This window comes from Flavobacterium sp., assembly GCF_043722275.1.
Classification (GTDB): Bacteria; Bacteroidota; Bacteroidia; order Flavobacteriales; family Flavobacteriaceae; genus Flavobacterium.
The window spans coordinates 53396-70669 of the sequence record NZ_JAYSPC010000015.1; the positions used below are offsets into that span (position 1 = coordinate 53396).

Consider the following 17274-nt stretch of genomic DNA (forward strand, 5'->3'; position numbering starts at 1 on the left):
TTGTTATTAAATTATCACATTTACGCTTTTTTTTTATCGCAGGCACGATATTATGCAGAATAAATCTCGCGCAAAATCGAAGATTTGTCATTTCGACGAGAGGAGAAATCACACTAGAAACTCCGCAACGTAAATCCAATCTTTGTCGAGCTTGTAATATGATTTCTCCTGCGCCGAAATGACACTAGAAACTCCGCAACGTAAATTCAATCTTTGTCGAGCTTGTAATGTGATTTCTCCTGCGCCGAAATGACAATATTATGGTTGCTTTTTAATGCACCACGGATGATACTGATTCGCTATCGCAAAAACGCGGATCTAAACGGATTTATTTAGGCTGAATTTAGTTGTTATATCCTATGTCAGGCTGAGCGTCCCGAGACTTCGGGAGAAGCCCGCTCTCCAATTGATACGCATTCAATTCCGCTCAGGACACCTATTGCTTTTTATCATAGAAATCGAATTGATAATAATAAAAATCACCTGTTAATCCTGTAAAATGGAATTTAGATTTTGTAAGATATTTTCAGTATAGATTTATAGATTTGAGTTATTTTTAATCTAAAACCGACTTTATTTTGTCAACTTATAACTCATGAAAAGTAAATCTACTCTCGCAACACTATTTGGCTTGATAGCAATGCTGTCCTATAGCCAGAAAGGAATTCCTCCCAAAGAAGATACCAAAAAAGTTACCATTACAAATTATCCTACGCATTTAGAATTTAGTTCTTCACTGGCTTCGGGTCTTAAAACTGCAAATGGCTGGCAGGCTTCGGTTGCAGCGACAGGACTTGGTAAACCAAGAATGCTTTACATAGGCAAAAAAGGACAATTGTATGTCACCAGAAGAGATGCCGGCGATGTATTAATGCTGACAGATACTAATAATGACGGCAAATTTGACGATATGATTCGGGTCGCAGATTTTCCGGGCGTACACGGAATCACGTCTAAGGATGATTATATGTTTTTGTGCAACAACAATAAAGTGCTTCGATATGCTCTAAATGCTGACGGAACTTTAGGAAAAGTTGCCGATACATTAATAAAAGATTTACCAAGTGGAGGGCAACACGCCAATCGTACAATGGATTTTGGTCCTGACGGAAAATTATATATTTCTGTGGGAAGCGTTTGTAATGATTGCAAGGAAAGCGATAAGGAAACTGCTACAATGCTACAAGTTGATCCGCAAACCTGGAAACGAACTCTTTATGCTTCAGGACTTCGAAATATGATAGGTTTTGACTGGCAGCCCCAAACCAAAGAAATGTGGGGAGTTGACAATGGAGGAGATACAAAAGGAGATGATTGGCCGCCGGAAGAACTAAACCATATTGTTATGGGCGGCAATTATGGTTTTCCATTTGCTTATGGTAAACGTGTGGTCGATCAAAGCAGGGAAGATCCTGTTGGAAATACTAAAGAAGGATGGGCAAAAACAACGCAGCCTTCTATGATGGAATTTACTGCGCACAGCGCGCCAATTGCTTTTGCTTTTTTTGACAGCGGCGCTAATAAAGGCGATGCGTTAGTGTGCTGGCACGGATCATGGAACAGGCAAAACCCAAGTGGTTATAAAGTAGAACGTATCAAATTTGACAGTAAAGGAAACCCAACCGGATCAGATGATTTTTTAACCGGTTTTTTAATTGGTGATCAACGATTTGGACGACCAGCCGGTGTAGCAATTGGCAAGGATGTAGTTTACATTTCAGATGATGCAAACGGTATTATTTATGCCCTTAAACAAAAATAAAAAAAAATGAAAAATATAATTATTCTCCTATTATTAGCTCAAACAATCTGGGCGCAGGAACCGACTAAACGAATTGAATTTGAAGCACCGGAAGCTTATCCGGAAGGCGTAACTTTTGATCAGGCTGCAAATGTTTTTTATGTATCATCTGCAAGACTTGGCACAGTAGGAAAAGTGACTAAAGAAGGAAAATATACGGAACTTTATACTGATAAAACCTTGAAATCGACTTATGGTGTAAAAGTTCATCCTGACGGAAAAAGAATTTTTGTGTGCGCGGGCGATGCTAATTACAGCAAATTTAGTACGCCGGATACAAAAAAGAAGATGGCAAGATTGATTGCAATCGATATTAAATCTGGTAAAAAATTAATGGATGTTGATTTATCACAATTGGTTCCCGGAGAACATTTTCCTAATGATCTTGCTTTTGAAAAGGATGGAAATGTTTATGTTACGGATAGTTTTGCAGATGTGGTTTACAAAGTTGATGCATCAGGAAAAGCAACTGTATTTAGTAAAAGTGAACTTTTGAAATCCGCCGGAGTTGGTCCTAATGGGATTGTATTTCATCCGCAAGGCTTTTTGATTGTTGCCAATAATGGATCTGGCGCACTTGTAAAAATTGATATTAAAAATCCGGAGAAAACTTCGAAAGTAAAAATAGACCAATTTTTCCCAAGTGCTGACGGACTTCTTTTAAACGACAATAATACGCTGACATTGGTTCAAAACGGCGGAATAAATAAAATCTTTAAGTTAAAAACATCAGATAACTGGACTTGGGCTCAGGTTGCTGAATCGACATCGTTTGAAGATAGATTTGCATTTCCTTCAACTGCTGCAATGTCCGGTAATGAAACCTGGATTATGAATGCTAATTTTAGTGAAATAACCGAAGGAAATAACGTGCCTTCGAAAAAATTCTCACTGCAACAGGCCATTTTTAATCCTGTAAAAAAGTAAATTCAGAATAAGATATTTTCTATTTTAATTTTTAGAACAAAATAAATCATTTCAATATGACAGAATCCCACAATTATATTCGATACAATAATTCTATAGAAGTTATACAACCCGACGAGGAAGAAATCAATAAAAAAATTGTGTATTCAATGGCGCGGGTAAACCGCCTGATGTACGAAAAACACCGTCATGCAATAAGGGACGCGCACTCAAAAAGCCACGGAATTTTGAAAGGTGAATTACAGATTTATGATAATTTGCCTGAACATCTTGCGCAGGGATTATTTAGTAAGCCAAAAAAATATCCTGTAATTGTAAGGTTTTCAACAGCGCAGGGTTCAATAGTTCCGGATACAATGTCGGCATTTAGAGGAATGGCAATAAAAATTATTGGAGTTGAAGGCGAAAAATTTCTGGAAGATTTATCTCAGGCGGTAACACAGGATTTTTTACTGGTTAATTATCCCATTATCCCAACCGGTACAATAAATGAATATTTAAAAGCGCAGGAAAAGGTAGAAAGTCAGGCTGATAGTACATTATTTGTTCAAAAGATAGCACAAAAAGCCGCTGTTGGGGTGCAAAATGTATTAGCAAAAGTGGGACTTGCAGATGATACTAATGAGTTAGGAGCTCCGGGCCCACATATTTTAGGTGATACTTATTTTAGTATGGCTGCACTTCGTTACGGAGATTATGTTGCTAAAATTAATGTAAAACCGTTATGTCGAAATGTAAAGGAATTATCAGGAAAGAAAATTGATGACGAAATTATTGACGCTGATGAAAACGCCTTTTTAACTTCCATCATATCAGATTTTTTTCGGTTAAACACAGCAGAATATGAAATGAGCGCACAGCTTTGTACAGATCTTGAAAAAATGCCTGTTGAAGACGCTTCTGTTCAATGGCCGGAGGAGATAAGTCCTTATCAGCCTATTGCGAAGCTGGTATTTTTTCCTCAGGAAACTTTTAGTCCGCAACGACGTGTTTATGCCGATGATGTTCTGAGTTTTAACCCGTTTCATTGTCTGCCGGAACATCGACCTTTAGGAAATATCATGCGCGTGAGAAAACTGGCTTATGAAACTTCGAGTAAATTCAGGCATTTAATGAATGCTCAGCAAAGAATTGAACCCTCTTCAATAGATGAATTACCTGATTAAGTGAAATAGTACTTAAAAAACATACGTCATTAATCAAGCGGTGATGCTACTATTTAATCACCGCTTTTGGTTTTATTTATTTTCTCAAAAAATAGATTTTGAATTTAAAGCCGATAATTTAACAATTAGAAAACTACAATCCAGGCGTGACTGTTATGTTAAAGGAAATACAAATTTAACATTCGGTAAAATAAAAGAACTGCAATAATTACTGGGAATTTTGCGTTGTATTTTAAAAATGAGTGAGAATTATTTACTCATAATGTTAATTTATAAAAATATTTTTCAAAAAAAATTACTAAAACGTTTTTGTAAATCGTTTTAATAAAATATATTTGTTTTAATAAATTAACTAATTTTTAATACAAACTTAACATTTTATGCTAAAAAAGATAACTATCAAAGATATCGCAAAAGCTGCAAATGTCTCGGTTACCACAGTTTCTTTTGTTTTGAACCATAAAGGAATTGAAAAGGGAATAAGTAAAAAAGTAATAGAGAAAGTTTTAAAAGTTAGTGATGAAATGAAATTCAAACCCAATATGATGGCCAGTAGTTTAAGGACAGGCAAAACAAGCTCAATTGGGCTAATAGTAGAGGATATTTCAAATCAGTTCTTTTCTGATTTGGCAAAAGTGATTGAAAGAGAAGCTATAGATTTAAATTACAGAGTATTTTATTGCAGTACCGGAGGAAATGACGAGCGTGCCATTGAGTTAGTAAACAGCTTATTGCAGGCAAATGTTGACGGTTTTATTATAACTCCTACAGAAAATATGAAATCGACTATCGATAGATTATTAGCACTTAAATGTCCGGTTGTTTTACTCGACAGGTATTTTGAAAATCAGGAAGCAAGCCATGTCGTACTTGATAATTTTGAAGCGGCAGAAACTGCAACCCAATATCTCTTAAAAACGGGATCAAAAAAAATTGCATTTGTTACTAATTCGTCACAGTTGATTCAGATGAATTTGAGAAAACTCGGCTATAGTAATGCATTAAAAAAAGAAGGTTTATTTGATATTTCAAGAATTCTTGATCTCGAATATTATATATCTGAAGAAGAACGAATAGAGCAAATCTCTCAATTTCTGGACAGTAATCCTGACATTGATGCGGTTTTGTTTGGCGCTAATTATCTCTTGCTGGCAGGTTTACAATCCTTTAGGAAATTGAAACTGAAAATTCCTGCTGATAAAGCGATAATTTGTTTTGACGATCATGACAGTTTTAAGTTTCATACACCATCTATTACAGTTTTAGCACAACCAATTGAAGAAATGGGAAAAAAGACGATAAAATTATTAATGGAGCAAATGAATGATAGTGCAAACTATGAAATTATTAAAGAAAAGAAAAAAGGAAATCTAATAATCAGGGAGTCTGTATAAGATGATTTCCCTTTTTTTAAACCAATTTACTAAAACGATTTAGTATTTTACTAAAACAGAAAAAACAATTGAAAATTAATAAAAAAACGCTTATGAGATAAAACAATAAAACTTTAAAACAGACCCCCTTATATTACTGATTCTGCTAAGGAAAAAGTAATTAACTAAACAAATCAAACCAAATAAAAACTAGTATTAATTATGAAAAAACTGTTATATGAATCGCTGTTAGTCTTTCTAATGGTAATATGCTGCCAAGGAGTGAATGCACAAAGCAAAACGATCTCCGGAGTAATTAAAGATAATGCAAATATGCCTATTCCGTTTGCTATTATTAAGGAAAAAGGAACTAAAGTACAAACGAATAGTGATGAAAATGGAGCATTTAAAATTTCAGTAAACGAAGGTGCTATAATCACAATAAGTTCAGTAGGATTTAAAACACTGGAAATAAAAGCTGCTGACGGAATGGAAATCAAGCTTCAAACAGACACTAACGAACTTGACGGCGTTACTGTTACTGCTTTGGGACAATCTAAAAAGAATAAATCGATAGGTTATGCTACAAGTACAATCAAAGCCGATGCGATAACAAAAACGGCTTCGCCTACAATTGCCAATTCTTTATATGGTAAAGCACCCGGCGTACGTATTTCGTCAACTCCCGGAGGAGCAGGAGCAATCAATATCCAGATCCGCGGACTAAACTCTATCACGGGAAAAAATCAACCGCTTATTGTTTTAGATGGTGTGCCAATTCGTGATGGTGAAGTAAATAACAATGATTACTGGAACGCGCCACGTGTTAAAAGTAATGGCTTAGCAGATATAAATCCGGAAGATATTGAGAGTATTTCGATATTAAAAGGTGCTTCTGCGGCAGCATTATACGGATCTGAAGCGGTAAACGGAGTTGTATTGATTACATCTAAATCAGGAAAAGGAAAAAAAGGTTTAGGTATTGATTTCAGTACAAGTTATTCTAATAACCAAATCGCATACTTGCCAAGATTTCAATATGAAAGAGGTCCGGGATGGACAAATGCCAATTATTCTACGGGATTTTTAGCGCCGGATGGTTTTGCTCATTATGACACAAATGGTGACGGAGTTGCTGATACCAGAGGAGTTTCGGCGAGTAGTAATAACTTTGGTCCGTGGTTCGATGGACAGCCTGTTATGTCTTGGGATGGTGTAATACGTCCGTATTCGGCACAAAAAAACGGATATAAAAATTTGTTTCAAAACGCGTGGGATGCAACAACAAATTTTGCAATTTCGAACAATACAGACAATAGCAGCATTCGTTTTTCATACACACACACTGAATCTGAAGGATTGAGTATGGGAAATAATAACAAAAAAAATACCCTGAACTTAAATACATCGTTTAAAACGGGCAAAAATTTAAAAACAGATGTTATTGTGAGTTATATGAATCAAAGTGTTCATAACCGTACTTTTGCAATGGATCGTTTGATTAATAACTTTACAGGAATGCTTAGTCCCTTTGATAATGGTGACTGGTACAAAGCAAAATATAAAACCAGTTTAGGCTACAAATATGTTACCGGAACAAATCAAAGTTTAACTCCTGACGAAAACATTATACGTAATGGTTTCAAAGCTGATATTGGTGATTATTTCTGGAATATAAATGCGAAACAACAAGATGAGATCACAAATCGTTTAATTGCCAGTGTTACAGAAACATTTACTATTAGTAAAGATTTTACATTGCGCGGTCGTGTTTCTACAGATTTAACGTCAGTAAATATCGAATCAAGAAATCCGGTAGAAGTGCCTTTAATTTATCAATTTGGAGGAGATAAATCAGGATCTTATTTATTAGATTCTCAGGATTTTAATATTCTTTATGGCGATTTATTATTGACTTATAATAAAAAAATCAACGAAGATTTCAACGTAACTGCTCTTCTTGGTTATTCAGGATCAGATGAAACAGGTAAATTTTTAGGTCGTTCGACTAATGGCGGTTTAAGTGTTGAAGGATGGTATGATATGAATTCATCTATAAATATACCAACCAGTACATCATCTAAATATGAAGTAATAAAAGATGCCGTTTTTGGAACATTAAATGCAAGTTTCAGAAATTATTTATTTGTGGAAGGAACAATCAGGAAAGACCGCACTTCTACAATGAACCCAAATAACAATGCCTTTACTTATCCATCTGTAAATTCAAGTTTTGTACTTTCAGATGCGGTTCAGTTACCGGAATTTATAAGTTATGCAAAAATGCGCGGTTCATGGGGAATTGTAGGTAATTATCCGGATCGTTATGCGGCGAATATTGCCTTCAGTCAAACATCATTAGGAAATCAGGGAACTACAACTCCTGTATTGACTACAAATTCTCCAACAGAATATGGAAATGAAGGAATCAAACCAGAAATGAAAACAGAGTACGAACTTGGTTTTGAAACTAAATTTTTTGACAGAAGACTTGGACTTGATTTCTCTTATTATAATGCTACAATCAAAGATCAAATCCTTAATTTGACTTTAGCACCAACTACAGGAGCAACTTCTATCCTGGCAAATGTAGGGGAGTTGAGTAATAAAGGATTTGAGGTTGCTTTGACAGGTTCTCCTTTTAGAACCGAAAGTTTTTCATGGGATGTGACTTTAAACTGGGCTAAAAACATCAATAAAATCGTAAAATTAGCAAATGGCGCAACTGAATTATTACACGCTGATTATGACGGTTCTGCTGCACAATTAAAATCAGTTGTAGGAGATCCGATGGGAGGAATTTATGCACATCCCGTTAAAACAGATGCCAGCGGTAATAAAATGGTTGACTCTGACGGATATTATATGATTGATGGTGACAAGTGGCAAAAATACGGAACAGCTACACCAAAAGGAGTGGGAGGTTTAATGAATACTTTTACTTATAAAAATGTAACCTTAGATGTAAATATTGATTATTCATACGGAGGATATTTAATGCCTACAGGTGTTAACTGGATGACATCAAGAGGATTGACAGAAGAAAGTTTGAATTATAGTACAAATGACCGCGGTGGTTTAACGTATTATATGGATGGTGGTAAAGGAGTTCAGGTTCCTAATAGCGCAACCGCAGGACCAGGCGGACAAACTTTATACCGCGATGGTATGTTGATGAATGGTGTAACCGCAGACGGTACATCAAATACCAATGTTATCTCTCAGGCAGGTTATTATAATATGACATACAACTGGGGAGGTCCACAATACAGCAGTTCACGTTATGATTTATACATTCAAAAGAATGATTATGTTAAAATGAGAGAAATATCACTTGGTTATACTATGCCGGCTTCATGGGCTGACAGAATTGGAGCATCAAAGGTAAGTTTTTCTGTTTTTGGACGTAATTTGTTTTACATCTACAGAACCATTAAAGATATGGATGCTGAAGCAACTACATCAGGATCAAGATGGTCTCAAAACGTAAACAATGCAGGATTGACTCCGTCTACCAGAAGTTTTGGAGCAATGATCAGAGCATCGTTCTAATTGATAAATTATAATTAAAAAAATAACAACATGAAAAAATTATTATATATATCATTACTGGCAGTGACAGCATTTTTTAGCTCGTGTACCCAGAATGATTTCGAAGATGCTTACAAAGATCCCTCTAAAGTAACAACGACAGATGTGCCTAAACAATTTGCCGGATTCATGAAAATTAACTTTGAAGATGTAATCCCGTCTTATTGGAATTATTTTACCGTTATAAGATCGACTTCGTTAACCTATACTCAGGCTCACGGATTTAGCAATACAACAGGACGTTATATTCCCGGACCTGCCGTAAATGACAGATGGGGAAGATATTACAAATTTATTACCCAATACAGAGAATTAGAAAAAGTGATGGCTGCTTTGCCTGTAGCACAGCAAACAGAAAATAGAATTTATACCATAACTTCAACGATTTATTTATATGATCATACCGCAAAAATGATCGATAACTTTGGTGATATTCCTTTTTCTGAAGCAGGAAAAATTGGTTCAACAGGCGGAAATTATGCCAATGCATTACCCAAGTATGACAATCAAATCGAACTTTATACTTTAATGTTAGATCAATTGAAAACTTTTTCGACTGAATTAAATACTATTGCGTTAACTCCAAAAGTAGAATTAGAATTTAAAAATCAGGATTTAATTAATAAAGGAAATCTTGAAAGCTGGAAAAACTATTGCAATTCTTTACGTTTGAAACTGTTAAACAGAGTTTCTGCATTTCCTGCATTATCTGCAAGAGCAAATACAGAAATTGCCCAAATCATTACAGAAGCAAAATTAGTAGATGAAAATTCAGAAAATATTGCCTTTAGAGTTTATAGTCAGGATACTGACTTAGATACGGCAGGTTTTATTGATGCCATGGAAGGCTCTAATAACAACATTGCCCCAAAACCTATGATCGACCATATGAATGCTAATAATGATCCTCGTGAGCCGTGGTTGTTTGAAATAGGAGAAAAAGCAACTGTTTTTACAGGACTTGATCCAACATTGACTTCAGGAGTTCAGGATCAATTAATAGTTGATGGTAAAATTGCAGTTTACAACAGATCTGTAATCAGTAGAAACAAATGGTTGCCGGGAACCCTTATAAATGCTGCCGAAGTAAACCTGATTCTGGCAGAATATTATGCAAGAAATAATAACGCAGCCGCAGCAAAAACTTATTTTGAAAAAGCGATCAGACAATCCGTTGAATATTATGTAAGATTAGGTGATAAAGCAGATGTTTTAACATGGAAACCAACCACAGAACCAACTCCTGCCGAAATTGAAGCTTATATTACCAAAATTAATTTTGGCGGAGCCGTAACAGCAACAGATCAATTGGCATTAATTGCTTTTCAAAAGTACATTCATTACAATATAATGCAGGCTGATGAATCTTGGGCTGAACAAAGAAGACTGAAACTTCCGGCTCTACTATTTCAGGATGATGAAACAAGTACTGTGAGAAAAACACCTCCAACACGATGGACTTATCCAAACTCTGAAAGTGTTTATAATACAGCTAATTACAATACAGTTAAGGATAAAGATAACTTAAGCACTAAAATTTTCTGGGACGTAAAATAATTCCATTTGTAATGTTTTAGTTAATAATTATAAAACCCCTGATCAGGAATATTTCCTGAATCAGGGGTTTATTTTTTTTTTATAAGATAGAATATTTCTATTTTTTTTAAAGAATAATTAATGGATTAAGTTTTAAATGCAGGAACATAAATAAAACCTAATTTATTGGCTTTGGCTTCGGTATTTTGGCAGAAATTTACTAATTTACAGGTTCAATCCAGCCCAATTTAATTCAAGAATAAATTGGTCAGGAGTTTGTTTAATTTAAGAAATCAATATTTCAACTAAAAAAAATATTTATGGATTCTCAACAAAATTCTCCTCTGCCTAACAAAATTTTTAAAAGCGAAAGCGAAATTCCCGACGAATTTAAAGTCGAGGAAATACATCAAAGAACCTATTTGTTAAATGGGGAACTGGTAGAATGGAACGGCGAAGTTTTAGAACTTTATTCACCAATATGTATTCCAACAGAAAACGGATTACAAAGAAAACTTTTAGGAAGCGTACCAAACACAGGAGTTAAAGAAGCTTTAGAAGCGCTTGACGCCTCTGTAAAAGCATATGATAACGGATTTGGAGAATGGCCAAAAATGCCCGTAGAAGGCCGAATTAAATGCATGGAAAAATTTGTGTATTTAATGGGACAGCAACGCGAGCTAATCATCAAATTATTAATGTGGGAAATAGGAAAAACACTGCCGGATTCGACTAAAGAATTTGACAGAACCGTTGACTACATTAATCAAACAATTGATGCATTAAAAGATATCGATCGCGAATCGTCAAGATTTGAACAGGCTGAAGGAACTATTGCTCAAATCAGAAGAGCGCCTTTAGGAGTTGTGCTAAGTATGGGACCTTTTAATTATCCTTTAAATGAGATATTTACAACGCTTATTCCCGCATTGATAATGGGAAATACCATTTTATTTAAGCTTCCTAAACACGGAGTTCTGGCACATTATCCTTTACTGAATGCCTTTAAAGAAGCTTTTCCAAAAGGAACGGTAAATACGCTTTACGGAAAAGGAGCAGAAATTATTACGCCAATTATGGAAAGCGGAAAAGTGAATGTACTGGCATTTATTGGTTCAAGTAAAGTTGCAAACGGACTTAAAAAACTCCATCCTAAAGTCAATCGTCTTCGTGCAATTTTGAGCCTTGATGCTAAAAATGCGGCAATTGTAACCAAACATGCAGATCTTGATGTTGCCGTAAGCGAATGTTTATTAGGCGCTTTATCATTCAACGGACAAAGATGTACGGCTTTAAAATTAATATTTGTACAAAAGGAAATTGCCGAAGAATTTAATAAAAGACTTACAGCCGCTGTTTCTCAATTAAAACCGGGACTTCCGTGGGAACAAAACGTAAAAATTACGCCGTTGCCTGAGGTAAATAAACCGGCATATCTTAAAGAATGTCTGGATGATGCAATTGCAAAAGGAGCGAAAATTTTAAATGAAAACGGAGGATATAGTGAAGAATCATTTGTATTCCCGTCAGTAGTTTTTCCTGTAACTACAGATATGAAATTGTATCATGAAGAACAATTTGGACCAATTATTCCTGTCGTTCCGTTTGAAAATATTCAGGATCCTATTGATTATCAAATCAACGCTTCGCACGGAATGCAGGTAAGTATTTTTAGTGAAGAACCGCAGGAAGTTTCCCTGTTAATTGACTCATTTGTGAATTTAGTAAGCAGAGTAAATATCAACTGTCAGGCTCAAAGAGGTCCCGATGTTTTCCCTTTTACAGGAAGAAAAGACAGTGCCGAAGGAACACTTTCGGTTTTTGATGCATTGCGTTCTTTCTCGATCAGATCTTTGGTTGCAGCAAAAATTACACCTGCAAACAAAAAACTTTTAAATACAATTGTAAAAGATCACGATTCCAGTTTTTTAAGCACAGATTATATCTTTTAAATCAGTATTTTTCATGTCTCAGTTTCCGTCAGATCTTTGTCAGAGTTTAAAACCAAGAGTGTAAGGAACTTTGGAAAAGTTTATGTTCAAAGCAGTTCTGCGTATTTTTGTCATTTCGACGAAGGAGAAATCTTCGCAAGTAACTCGACAAAGATTGGCGATTTTGATTACAGAGCTTCTCGCGAAGATTTCTCCTTCGTCGAAATGACAAGATTGGGGCTATTTTGTGTAAAATATTACCTTAAAATCTTTGTCAAAGTTTAATAATTGAAGTTCCTTACACCCTTGGTTTAAAACTTTGACAAAGATTATGTCTTAAATTAGTCTGTACATTTTATGCGAACGAGGAATCTCCGTAAGGTAACTCTAAAATCAATTCGCCAATCTTTAACAAACCCGACAGGTTTTAAAAACCTGTTGGGTTTAATTCGTTGTACCAATTACCATTTAAAACAAAATAAAACTTTGTAATAAATGATTTACTTTTTGATCAATTATCCTCAAACAACATTTATTACAAATAATTAACATCACTAATTTCAAATACTTTCAGCTTTTTTAATATCTTTCGCCCCAACCCTAAAAGCTTTACACATATGACATTGATTTCCAAAGAAAAATTTACTAAAGCTTCGGGCCTTTCTAAAATTCCTATTCCCGGATTGCCATCGTATTTAATGAAAGTAATGAAAATTAATAATTTAAATGCCATTGTAAAAGAAGCGGGTAATCTTGAGGGCGCAGATTTTGCTAATTATGTCTTAACGAAAATAGGCGTAAAAGTGCACTTTGACGCAACCGAATTGCAAAATATCCCTCGCGAAGGAGCCTTTATCGTTATTGCAAATCATCCTTATGGTGGTATCGAATCGCTGGCTTTATTAAGTACGATTTCGAAAATCAGACCTGATACATTGTATATGGGAAATTTTTTATTAAAGGAAATTCCAAATCTTGAAAAATGTATTATAGGAGTAAATCCGTTTGAAAACGTACAAAATTCTGCGAGTATTACAGGATTAAAAATGACACTTAAAGCCCTTGCCGAAGGAACTCCTGTTGCGATATTTCCTGCCGGAGAAGTTTCTTCATATAACTTTAAAACCAGTAAAATTACAGATCCGGAATGGCATCCCGTAGTGGGGAAAATTATCTCAAAAGCCGATGTGCCCATTTTACCAATCTATTTTCACGGAAATAACGGTATTTTCTTCAGTATGTTAAAAACAATTCATCCTATGTTGCAGACATCAAAACTGATTTCTGAACTTTTTAACAAACAAGGATATATACTTAAAGTGACTATTGGCAAAGCCATACTTTTAAATGGTTCAAAAGGGAAATCTTTTGATCCTTTATTATTGCAAAGTCTTAGAAACAAGCTTTATGCACTAAAAAATCAATCACAAAATTAATTGTTCTTTTCAGAGTTCAGCTTCTTCAAATAAATAAAATACAAACCTTCAAAGTCATTGATTTTGAAGGTTTTTTTATTTTGGAAAACACAACTTATATAATTCCGAAAAAATAAAATAAAAAAAATACAGTTTTAAATTACATATTGATGGATTGCTTAGATTTGTATAACGCCAAAAACATTTGCTATCATGCCTATCATTGAACAATCAGAATATAATTTTCCTTCGATTATTCATCGCAACAAGCACATTACTACAATTTATGCTGCGTTGTTTAAAAGGTTTGATGCGCCCGGATATACACGAGAAAAGCATGAATTAAGTGATGGAGATTTTATCAATATTGATTTTATTATAAACGACCCTAAAAAAGCAGTTATTTTATGTCATGGTTTAGAAGGCGATTCCCGAAGAACGTACGTTAATAGCTGTTCGGATTATTTTGAGCAGAAAGGTTTTTCAGTTTTCGCCTGGAACAATCGTACTTGTGGAGGTGAAATGAATCGTTTGCCAAGACTTTATCATCACGGTGCAGTTGATGATCTGGACGAAGTGGTTCAATTTGTTTTACAAAAAGGATTTGATGATGTTTATCTAATTGGTTATTCAATGGGCGGGGTTCAGCTTTTGAATTATTTAGGCTGGTCAAAAATCGATAAACGTGTAAAAGCGGCAGTTTCAATTTCAGTTCCAACTCATATCGCGACAAGTGCTGCAATACTTAAACAAGGTTTTAACCGAGTTTATTTAAAGAATTTTACAATTGATATTAAAAGAAAGCTAAAACATAAGGCCGCACAATTCCCTGATTTTATAAACCGTGATCAAATTGATAAAATTACATCTTTTGATGAAGTTGATCATTATTTTACAGCGCCATTACATGGTTTTGCAAGCCGGGATGATTATTATCAGCGCGTTTCTCCGGAATTTTCACTTAAAGATATTACAATTCCCGTTTTAATTATTAATTCACTTGATGATCCATTTTTAGGTGAAAGATGTTATCCCAGAGCGATAGCAAAAGACAGCGCATTTGTATATCTGGAAACTCCAAAGTATGGAGGACATTGCGCTTTTCCGTTGCGTAATTCAACCTATTCTTATGCAGAAAAAAGGGCTTATGAGTTTTTTACTTCCAAATAATCTGGAGATATTCGCAATAAACAATTAGAAAAAAACTTATATTTTATTCTCAAGCTGAACCTCGAATTTACCCCAAAAAGGACTATCAGCCATTTGTGAATGTCCAATTACTAAAATATGATTTCCTTTTTGTTTTAGTTGAATTTTTAAATCCATACTAAAAGGTCCGTCTGAAGTATTGTCAGGGAAAATAATTTGGCTAAAACGAATATTTCCTTTGCCTGTTGTTGGAACAATCTTTCCGTTTAATTCACCTAAATCTTCATTCTTGAATTTTACATATATTCTTGGATGAATAGAATCTAAGGAACCTTCAGCTGTAAAAAGACCCTCTTTATTTTTAAAATTCATAAAGATTGTGTCGCCAATTTGTTTGTTCTCTTCTTTTTGTCTGACTTCAATTTTTTTTGTAGCAATTGTATCTGAATGATAAATGGCTGCGTTCTTGGTTTGTTTTTGTTGGCATGAAAAAAAGAAGATTGATATTAAAAGTATCGAGAAAATTTTCATAGTAGTATTTTTAGTAATTATTTCAAATTTAGTTCTTTTTCCAAAATATTTGTTACACAATAGAAGTTGGATTTTGCAGAATTTCAAATTTCGTTTTCGATCAACACGAAACCTGAGTTTAAGGATAAACTTAATCGCAAAGTGCGCTAAGATTTTATAAGTATGGTTTTTAAAAAATAAAAAGAATGCAAAGCTTTGTCTGGAACCAGCTTTGCGAACTTTTTATTTTTTCACAGTAATATTGAGTAAAAATCTTAGCGCTCTTTGCGTTAAAATTCTATTTTTTTCTTCCTTTAAAATATTTTATGTTTCTCTACAAGTTTTGTATTAATCCTTCGATTTCCAGTTTTTTTATTAAAATTATCTTCTCAATATGCTGTAAGGAATATTTATGAAATTTATTTTCTGAATGTCTTTCCATCATTAAAAAGGTTCTAATTGTCTCGTTTTTATTACTAAAACAAAAAGCTTATGTTTGTGATAAAATACCACAATTATAAATTTCCTCAGACATTTTAACCATTTAAAAAGCAGAAATATAAATGATTTTTATTTACCAAATTGTAACAAAACCATTAACGTCAAGGCCAATTGCTGACGAAATTTGTCCTTCGTGTAACGAAAAAAATTCTCTTGAAGTAATCTTATATATGAGATACATTGCAATGGGAATACCTATTTTTGGGATGGGCAGAAAAACGAGCGTTGTTTGTAGAAACTGCGGAAATGTTATTAAAAAAATAGATACTTCCATATTTACAAAACGAAAATATTCTGATAATGTAGCTGCGGCGATAAAGAATATTCGAAACCATAAAAGAACCTTATGGCAACTGCTTTATCCCTGGTCATTATGTTTCGTTTTACCAGTTCTGATTTTGATATTTATGGGAATTGCTTCCATTAATAAAAAAAGAACAAACAATAAAGCGAAAGAATATTCTGAGCTGTTAATGCATCCAAAATCCGGAGATATTTATAAATCGACCTGGTCAGAAAACGGAATGTCTGAAGGAGTTTTGATAAAATTGCTTCGCACAAATGGAGATACAATGTTTGTGGTTAAAAGCAAAACGAAAATCCCGATGAGTTTTGCAAAAGAAGAATGGGATAAACTTTCATCAGATGACGGCGCATTTGAAACTAAAGAATATAAAGTACAGAAATTTTCGGCATTAAAAGAAGCCAATTATGCTGATTTCTTTCAATATAATAAAGACGCAAACAATAAGGAATATCCAATATATTTGGGTCAGGTATTAAACAGTAAATGTGAAATGGATCTGGATTTTGAAACAATAGAACGTAAAAAATAAAAAGCACGATTTTGACATTGAAACTTGTTGACAAAGTCGAAGAAAATTATTTTAGGAAGTTTTGTGACAAGATACAATTAAAAATAAAAGGTAGAATTCTAAAAAAACACATTTTTTAAAGCACAACAAATGGCAACAAATCTGACTTGATGCACTTATTTATATGGGAAATTCGTGATGTTTTTTTCCAAAATAAAAAAAAAATGAACTAAATGCGATTATTTTAAGGATTGTACTAGTAAATAGACTACATTTATACTCTATAAATAATTATAATATGCAAGAAGGTACAGTAAAATTCTTCAATGAAGAAAAAGGTTTTGGTTTTATTACGCCAAAAAACGGTGGAAGTGAAATTTTCGTTCATGTTTCAGGTCTATCTGAAAATATCCGTGAAAATGATGAAGTACGTTACGACATAGCTGAAGGTAAAAAAGGACCTAATGCTGTAAACGTAGTAGTAGCTTAAAGATACTAATGTGACTCAATCTATTATAGATTGACCATTTTACATAAGTAAGGTAAAACCAGTGAAGTT

Annotated in this window: 12 protein-coding genes; 11 read left to right on the plus strand and 1 reads right to left on the minus strand. The window is 34.1% G+C overall.

Annotated features, from left to right (window positions below; translation table 11 throughout):
- Window positions 1–595: 595 nt before the first annotated feature.
- The 9 genes from ACHZDT_RS02550 (at window position 596) to ACHZDT_RS02590 (ending at window position 14910) form a co-directional block, all read left to right on the plus strand.
- Window positions 596–1762 (plus strand): PQQ-dependent sugar dehydrogenase, encoded by a 1167-nt coding sequence (locus ACHZDT_RS02550; protein WP_394773096.1) that lies wholly within the window; start codon window positions 596–598, stop codon window positions 1760–1762.
- A 6-nt stretch (window positions 1763–1768) separates the two neighbouring features.
- The gene (locus tag ACHZDT_RS02555; protein ID WP_394773097.1) at window positions 1769–2728 is read left to right on the plus strand and encodes an SMP-30/gluconolactonase/LRE family protein; all 960 of its coding nucleotides are present in this window, start codon (window positions 1769–1771) and stop codon (window positions 2726–2728) included.
- Between the two features lie 56 nt (window positions 2729–2784).
- Complete coding sequence (locus ACHZDT_RS02560) at window positions 2785–3894, plus strand: catalase family protein (protein ID WP_394773098.1); 1110 nt, start codon at window positions 2785–2787, stop codon at window positions 3892–3894.
- Window positions 3895–4274: 380 nt separating this feature from the next.
- Complete coding sequence (locus ACHZDT_RS02565; RefSeq protein WP_394773099.1) at window positions 4275–5288, plus strand: LacI family DNA-binding transcriptional regulator; 1014 nt, start codon at window positions 4275–4277, stop codon at window positions 5286–5288.
- Window positions 5289–5489: 201 nt separating this feature from the next.
- The gene (locus tag ACHZDT_RS02570) at window positions 5490–8819 is read left to right on the plus strand and encodes a SusC/RagA family TonB-linked outer membrane protein (RefSeq protein ID WP_394773100.1); all 3330 of its coding nucleotides are present in this window, start codon (window positions 5490–5492) and stop codon (window positions 8817–8819) included.
- 30 nt (window positions 8820–8849) lie between these two features.
- Window positions 8850–10415: a SusD/RagB family nutrient-binding outer membrane lipoprotein gene (locus ACHZDT_RS02575; protein ID WP_394773101.1), complete on the plus strand. Its 1566-nt coding sequence runs from the start codon at window positions 8850–8852 to the stop codon at window positions 10413–10415.
- Window positions 10416–10714: 299 nt separating this feature from the next.
- On the plus strand, window positions 10715–12346 hold the full coding sequence (locus ACHZDT_RS02580; protein ID WP_394773102.1) for an NADP-dependent glyceraldehyde-3-phosphate dehydrogenase: 1632 nt from the start codon (window positions 10715–10717) through the stop codon (window positions 12344–12346).
- 596 nt (window positions 12347–12942) lie between these two features.
- Window positions 12943–13761, plus strand: a complete 819-nt coding sequence (locus tag ACHZDT_RS02585) for a 1-acyl-sn-glycerol-3-phosphate acyltransferase (RefSeq protein WP_394773103.1) — start codon at window positions 12943–12945, stop codon at window positions 13759–13761.
- Between the two features lie 192 nt (window positions 13762–13953).
- A complete protein-coding gene (locus ACHZDT_RS02590; RefSeq protein ID WP_394773104.1) occupies window positions 13954–14910 on the plus strand; it encodes a YheT family hydrolase in 957 nt (318 codons plus the stop codon).
- Between the two features lie 36 nt (window positions 14911–14946).
- Here ACHZDT_RS02590 and ACHZDT_RS02595 read toward each other — a convergent pair whose 3' ends face one another.
- Window positions 14947–15420 (minus strand): hypothetical protein, encoded by a 474-nt coding sequence (locus ACHZDT_RS02595; RefSeq protein WP_394773105.1) that lies wholly within the window; start codon window positions 15418–15420, stop codon window positions 14947–14949.
- A gap of 542 nt (window positions 15421–15962) precedes the next feature.
- On the opposite strand from ACHZDT_RS02595, the gene ACHZDT_RS02600 reads away from it, so the two are divergent.
- The gene (locus ACHZDT_RS02600; RefSeq protein ID WP_394773106.1) at window positions 15963–16736 is read left to right on the plus strand and encodes a hypothetical protein; all 774 of its coding nucleotides are present in this window, start codon (window positions 15963–15965) and stop codon (window positions 16734–16736) included.
- A 277-nt stretch (window positions 16737–17013) separates the two neighbouring features.
- Window positions 17014–17205 carry a cold-shock protein gene (locus tag ACHZDT_RS02605; RefSeq protein WP_072958530.1) on the plus strand — a complete coding sequence of 64 codons (192 nt, stop codon included), beginning with the start codon at window positions 17014–17016 and terminating at the stop codon, window positions 17203–17205.
- Window positions 17206–17274: the final 69 nt, after the last annotated feature.

Bases quoted from the DNA above. Each gene is read 5' to 3' on its own strand.
- ACHZDT_RS02550 (WP_394773096.1), top strand. From the start codon at position 596: ATGAAAAGTAAATCTACTCTCGCAACACTATTTGGCTTGATAGCAATG.
- ACHZDT_RS02555 (WP_394773097.1), top strand. From the start codon at position 1,769: ATGAAAAATATAATTATTCTCCTATTATTAGCTCAAACAATCTGGGCG.
- ACHZDT_RS02560 (WP_394773098.1), top strand. From the start codon at position 2,785: ATGACAGAATCCCACAATTATATTCGATACAATAATTCTATAGAAGTT.
- ACHZDT_RS02565 (WP_394773099.1), top strand. From the start codon at position 4,275: ATGCTAAAAAAGATAACTATCAAAGATATCGCAAAAGCTGCAAATGTC.
- ACHZDT_RS02570 (WP_394773100.1), top strand. From the start codon at position 5,490: ATGAAAAAACTGTTATATGAATCGCTGTTAGTCTTTCTAATGGTAATA.
- ACHZDT_RS02575 (WP_394773101.1), top strand. From the start codon at position 8,850: ATGAAAAAATTATTATATATATCATTACTGGCAGTGACAGCATTTTTT.
- ACHZDT_RS02580 (WP_394773102.1), top strand. From the start codon at position 10,715: ATGGATTCTCAACAAAATTCTCCTCTGCCTAACAAAATTTTTAAAAGC.
- ACHZDT_RS02585 (WP_394773103.1), top strand. From the start codon at position 12,943: ATGACATTGATTTCCAAAGAAAAATTTACTAAAGCTTCGGGCCTTTCT.
- ACHZDT_RS02590 (WP_394773104.1), top strand. From the start codon at position 13,954: ATGCCTATCATTGAACAATCAGAATATAATTTTCCTTCGATTATTCAT.
- ACHZDT_RS02595 (WP_394773105.1), bottom strand. From the start codon at position 15,420: ATGAAAATTTTCTCGATACTTTTAATATCAATCTTCTTTTTTTCATGC.
- ACHZDT_RS02600 (WP_394773106.1), top strand. From the start codon at position 15,963: ATGATTTTTATTTACCAAATTGTAACAAAACCATTAACGTCAAGGCCA.
- ACHZDT_RS02605 (WP_072958530.1), top strand. From the start codon at position 17,014: ATGCAAGAAGGTACAGTAAAATTCTTCAATGAAGAAAAAGGTTTTGGT.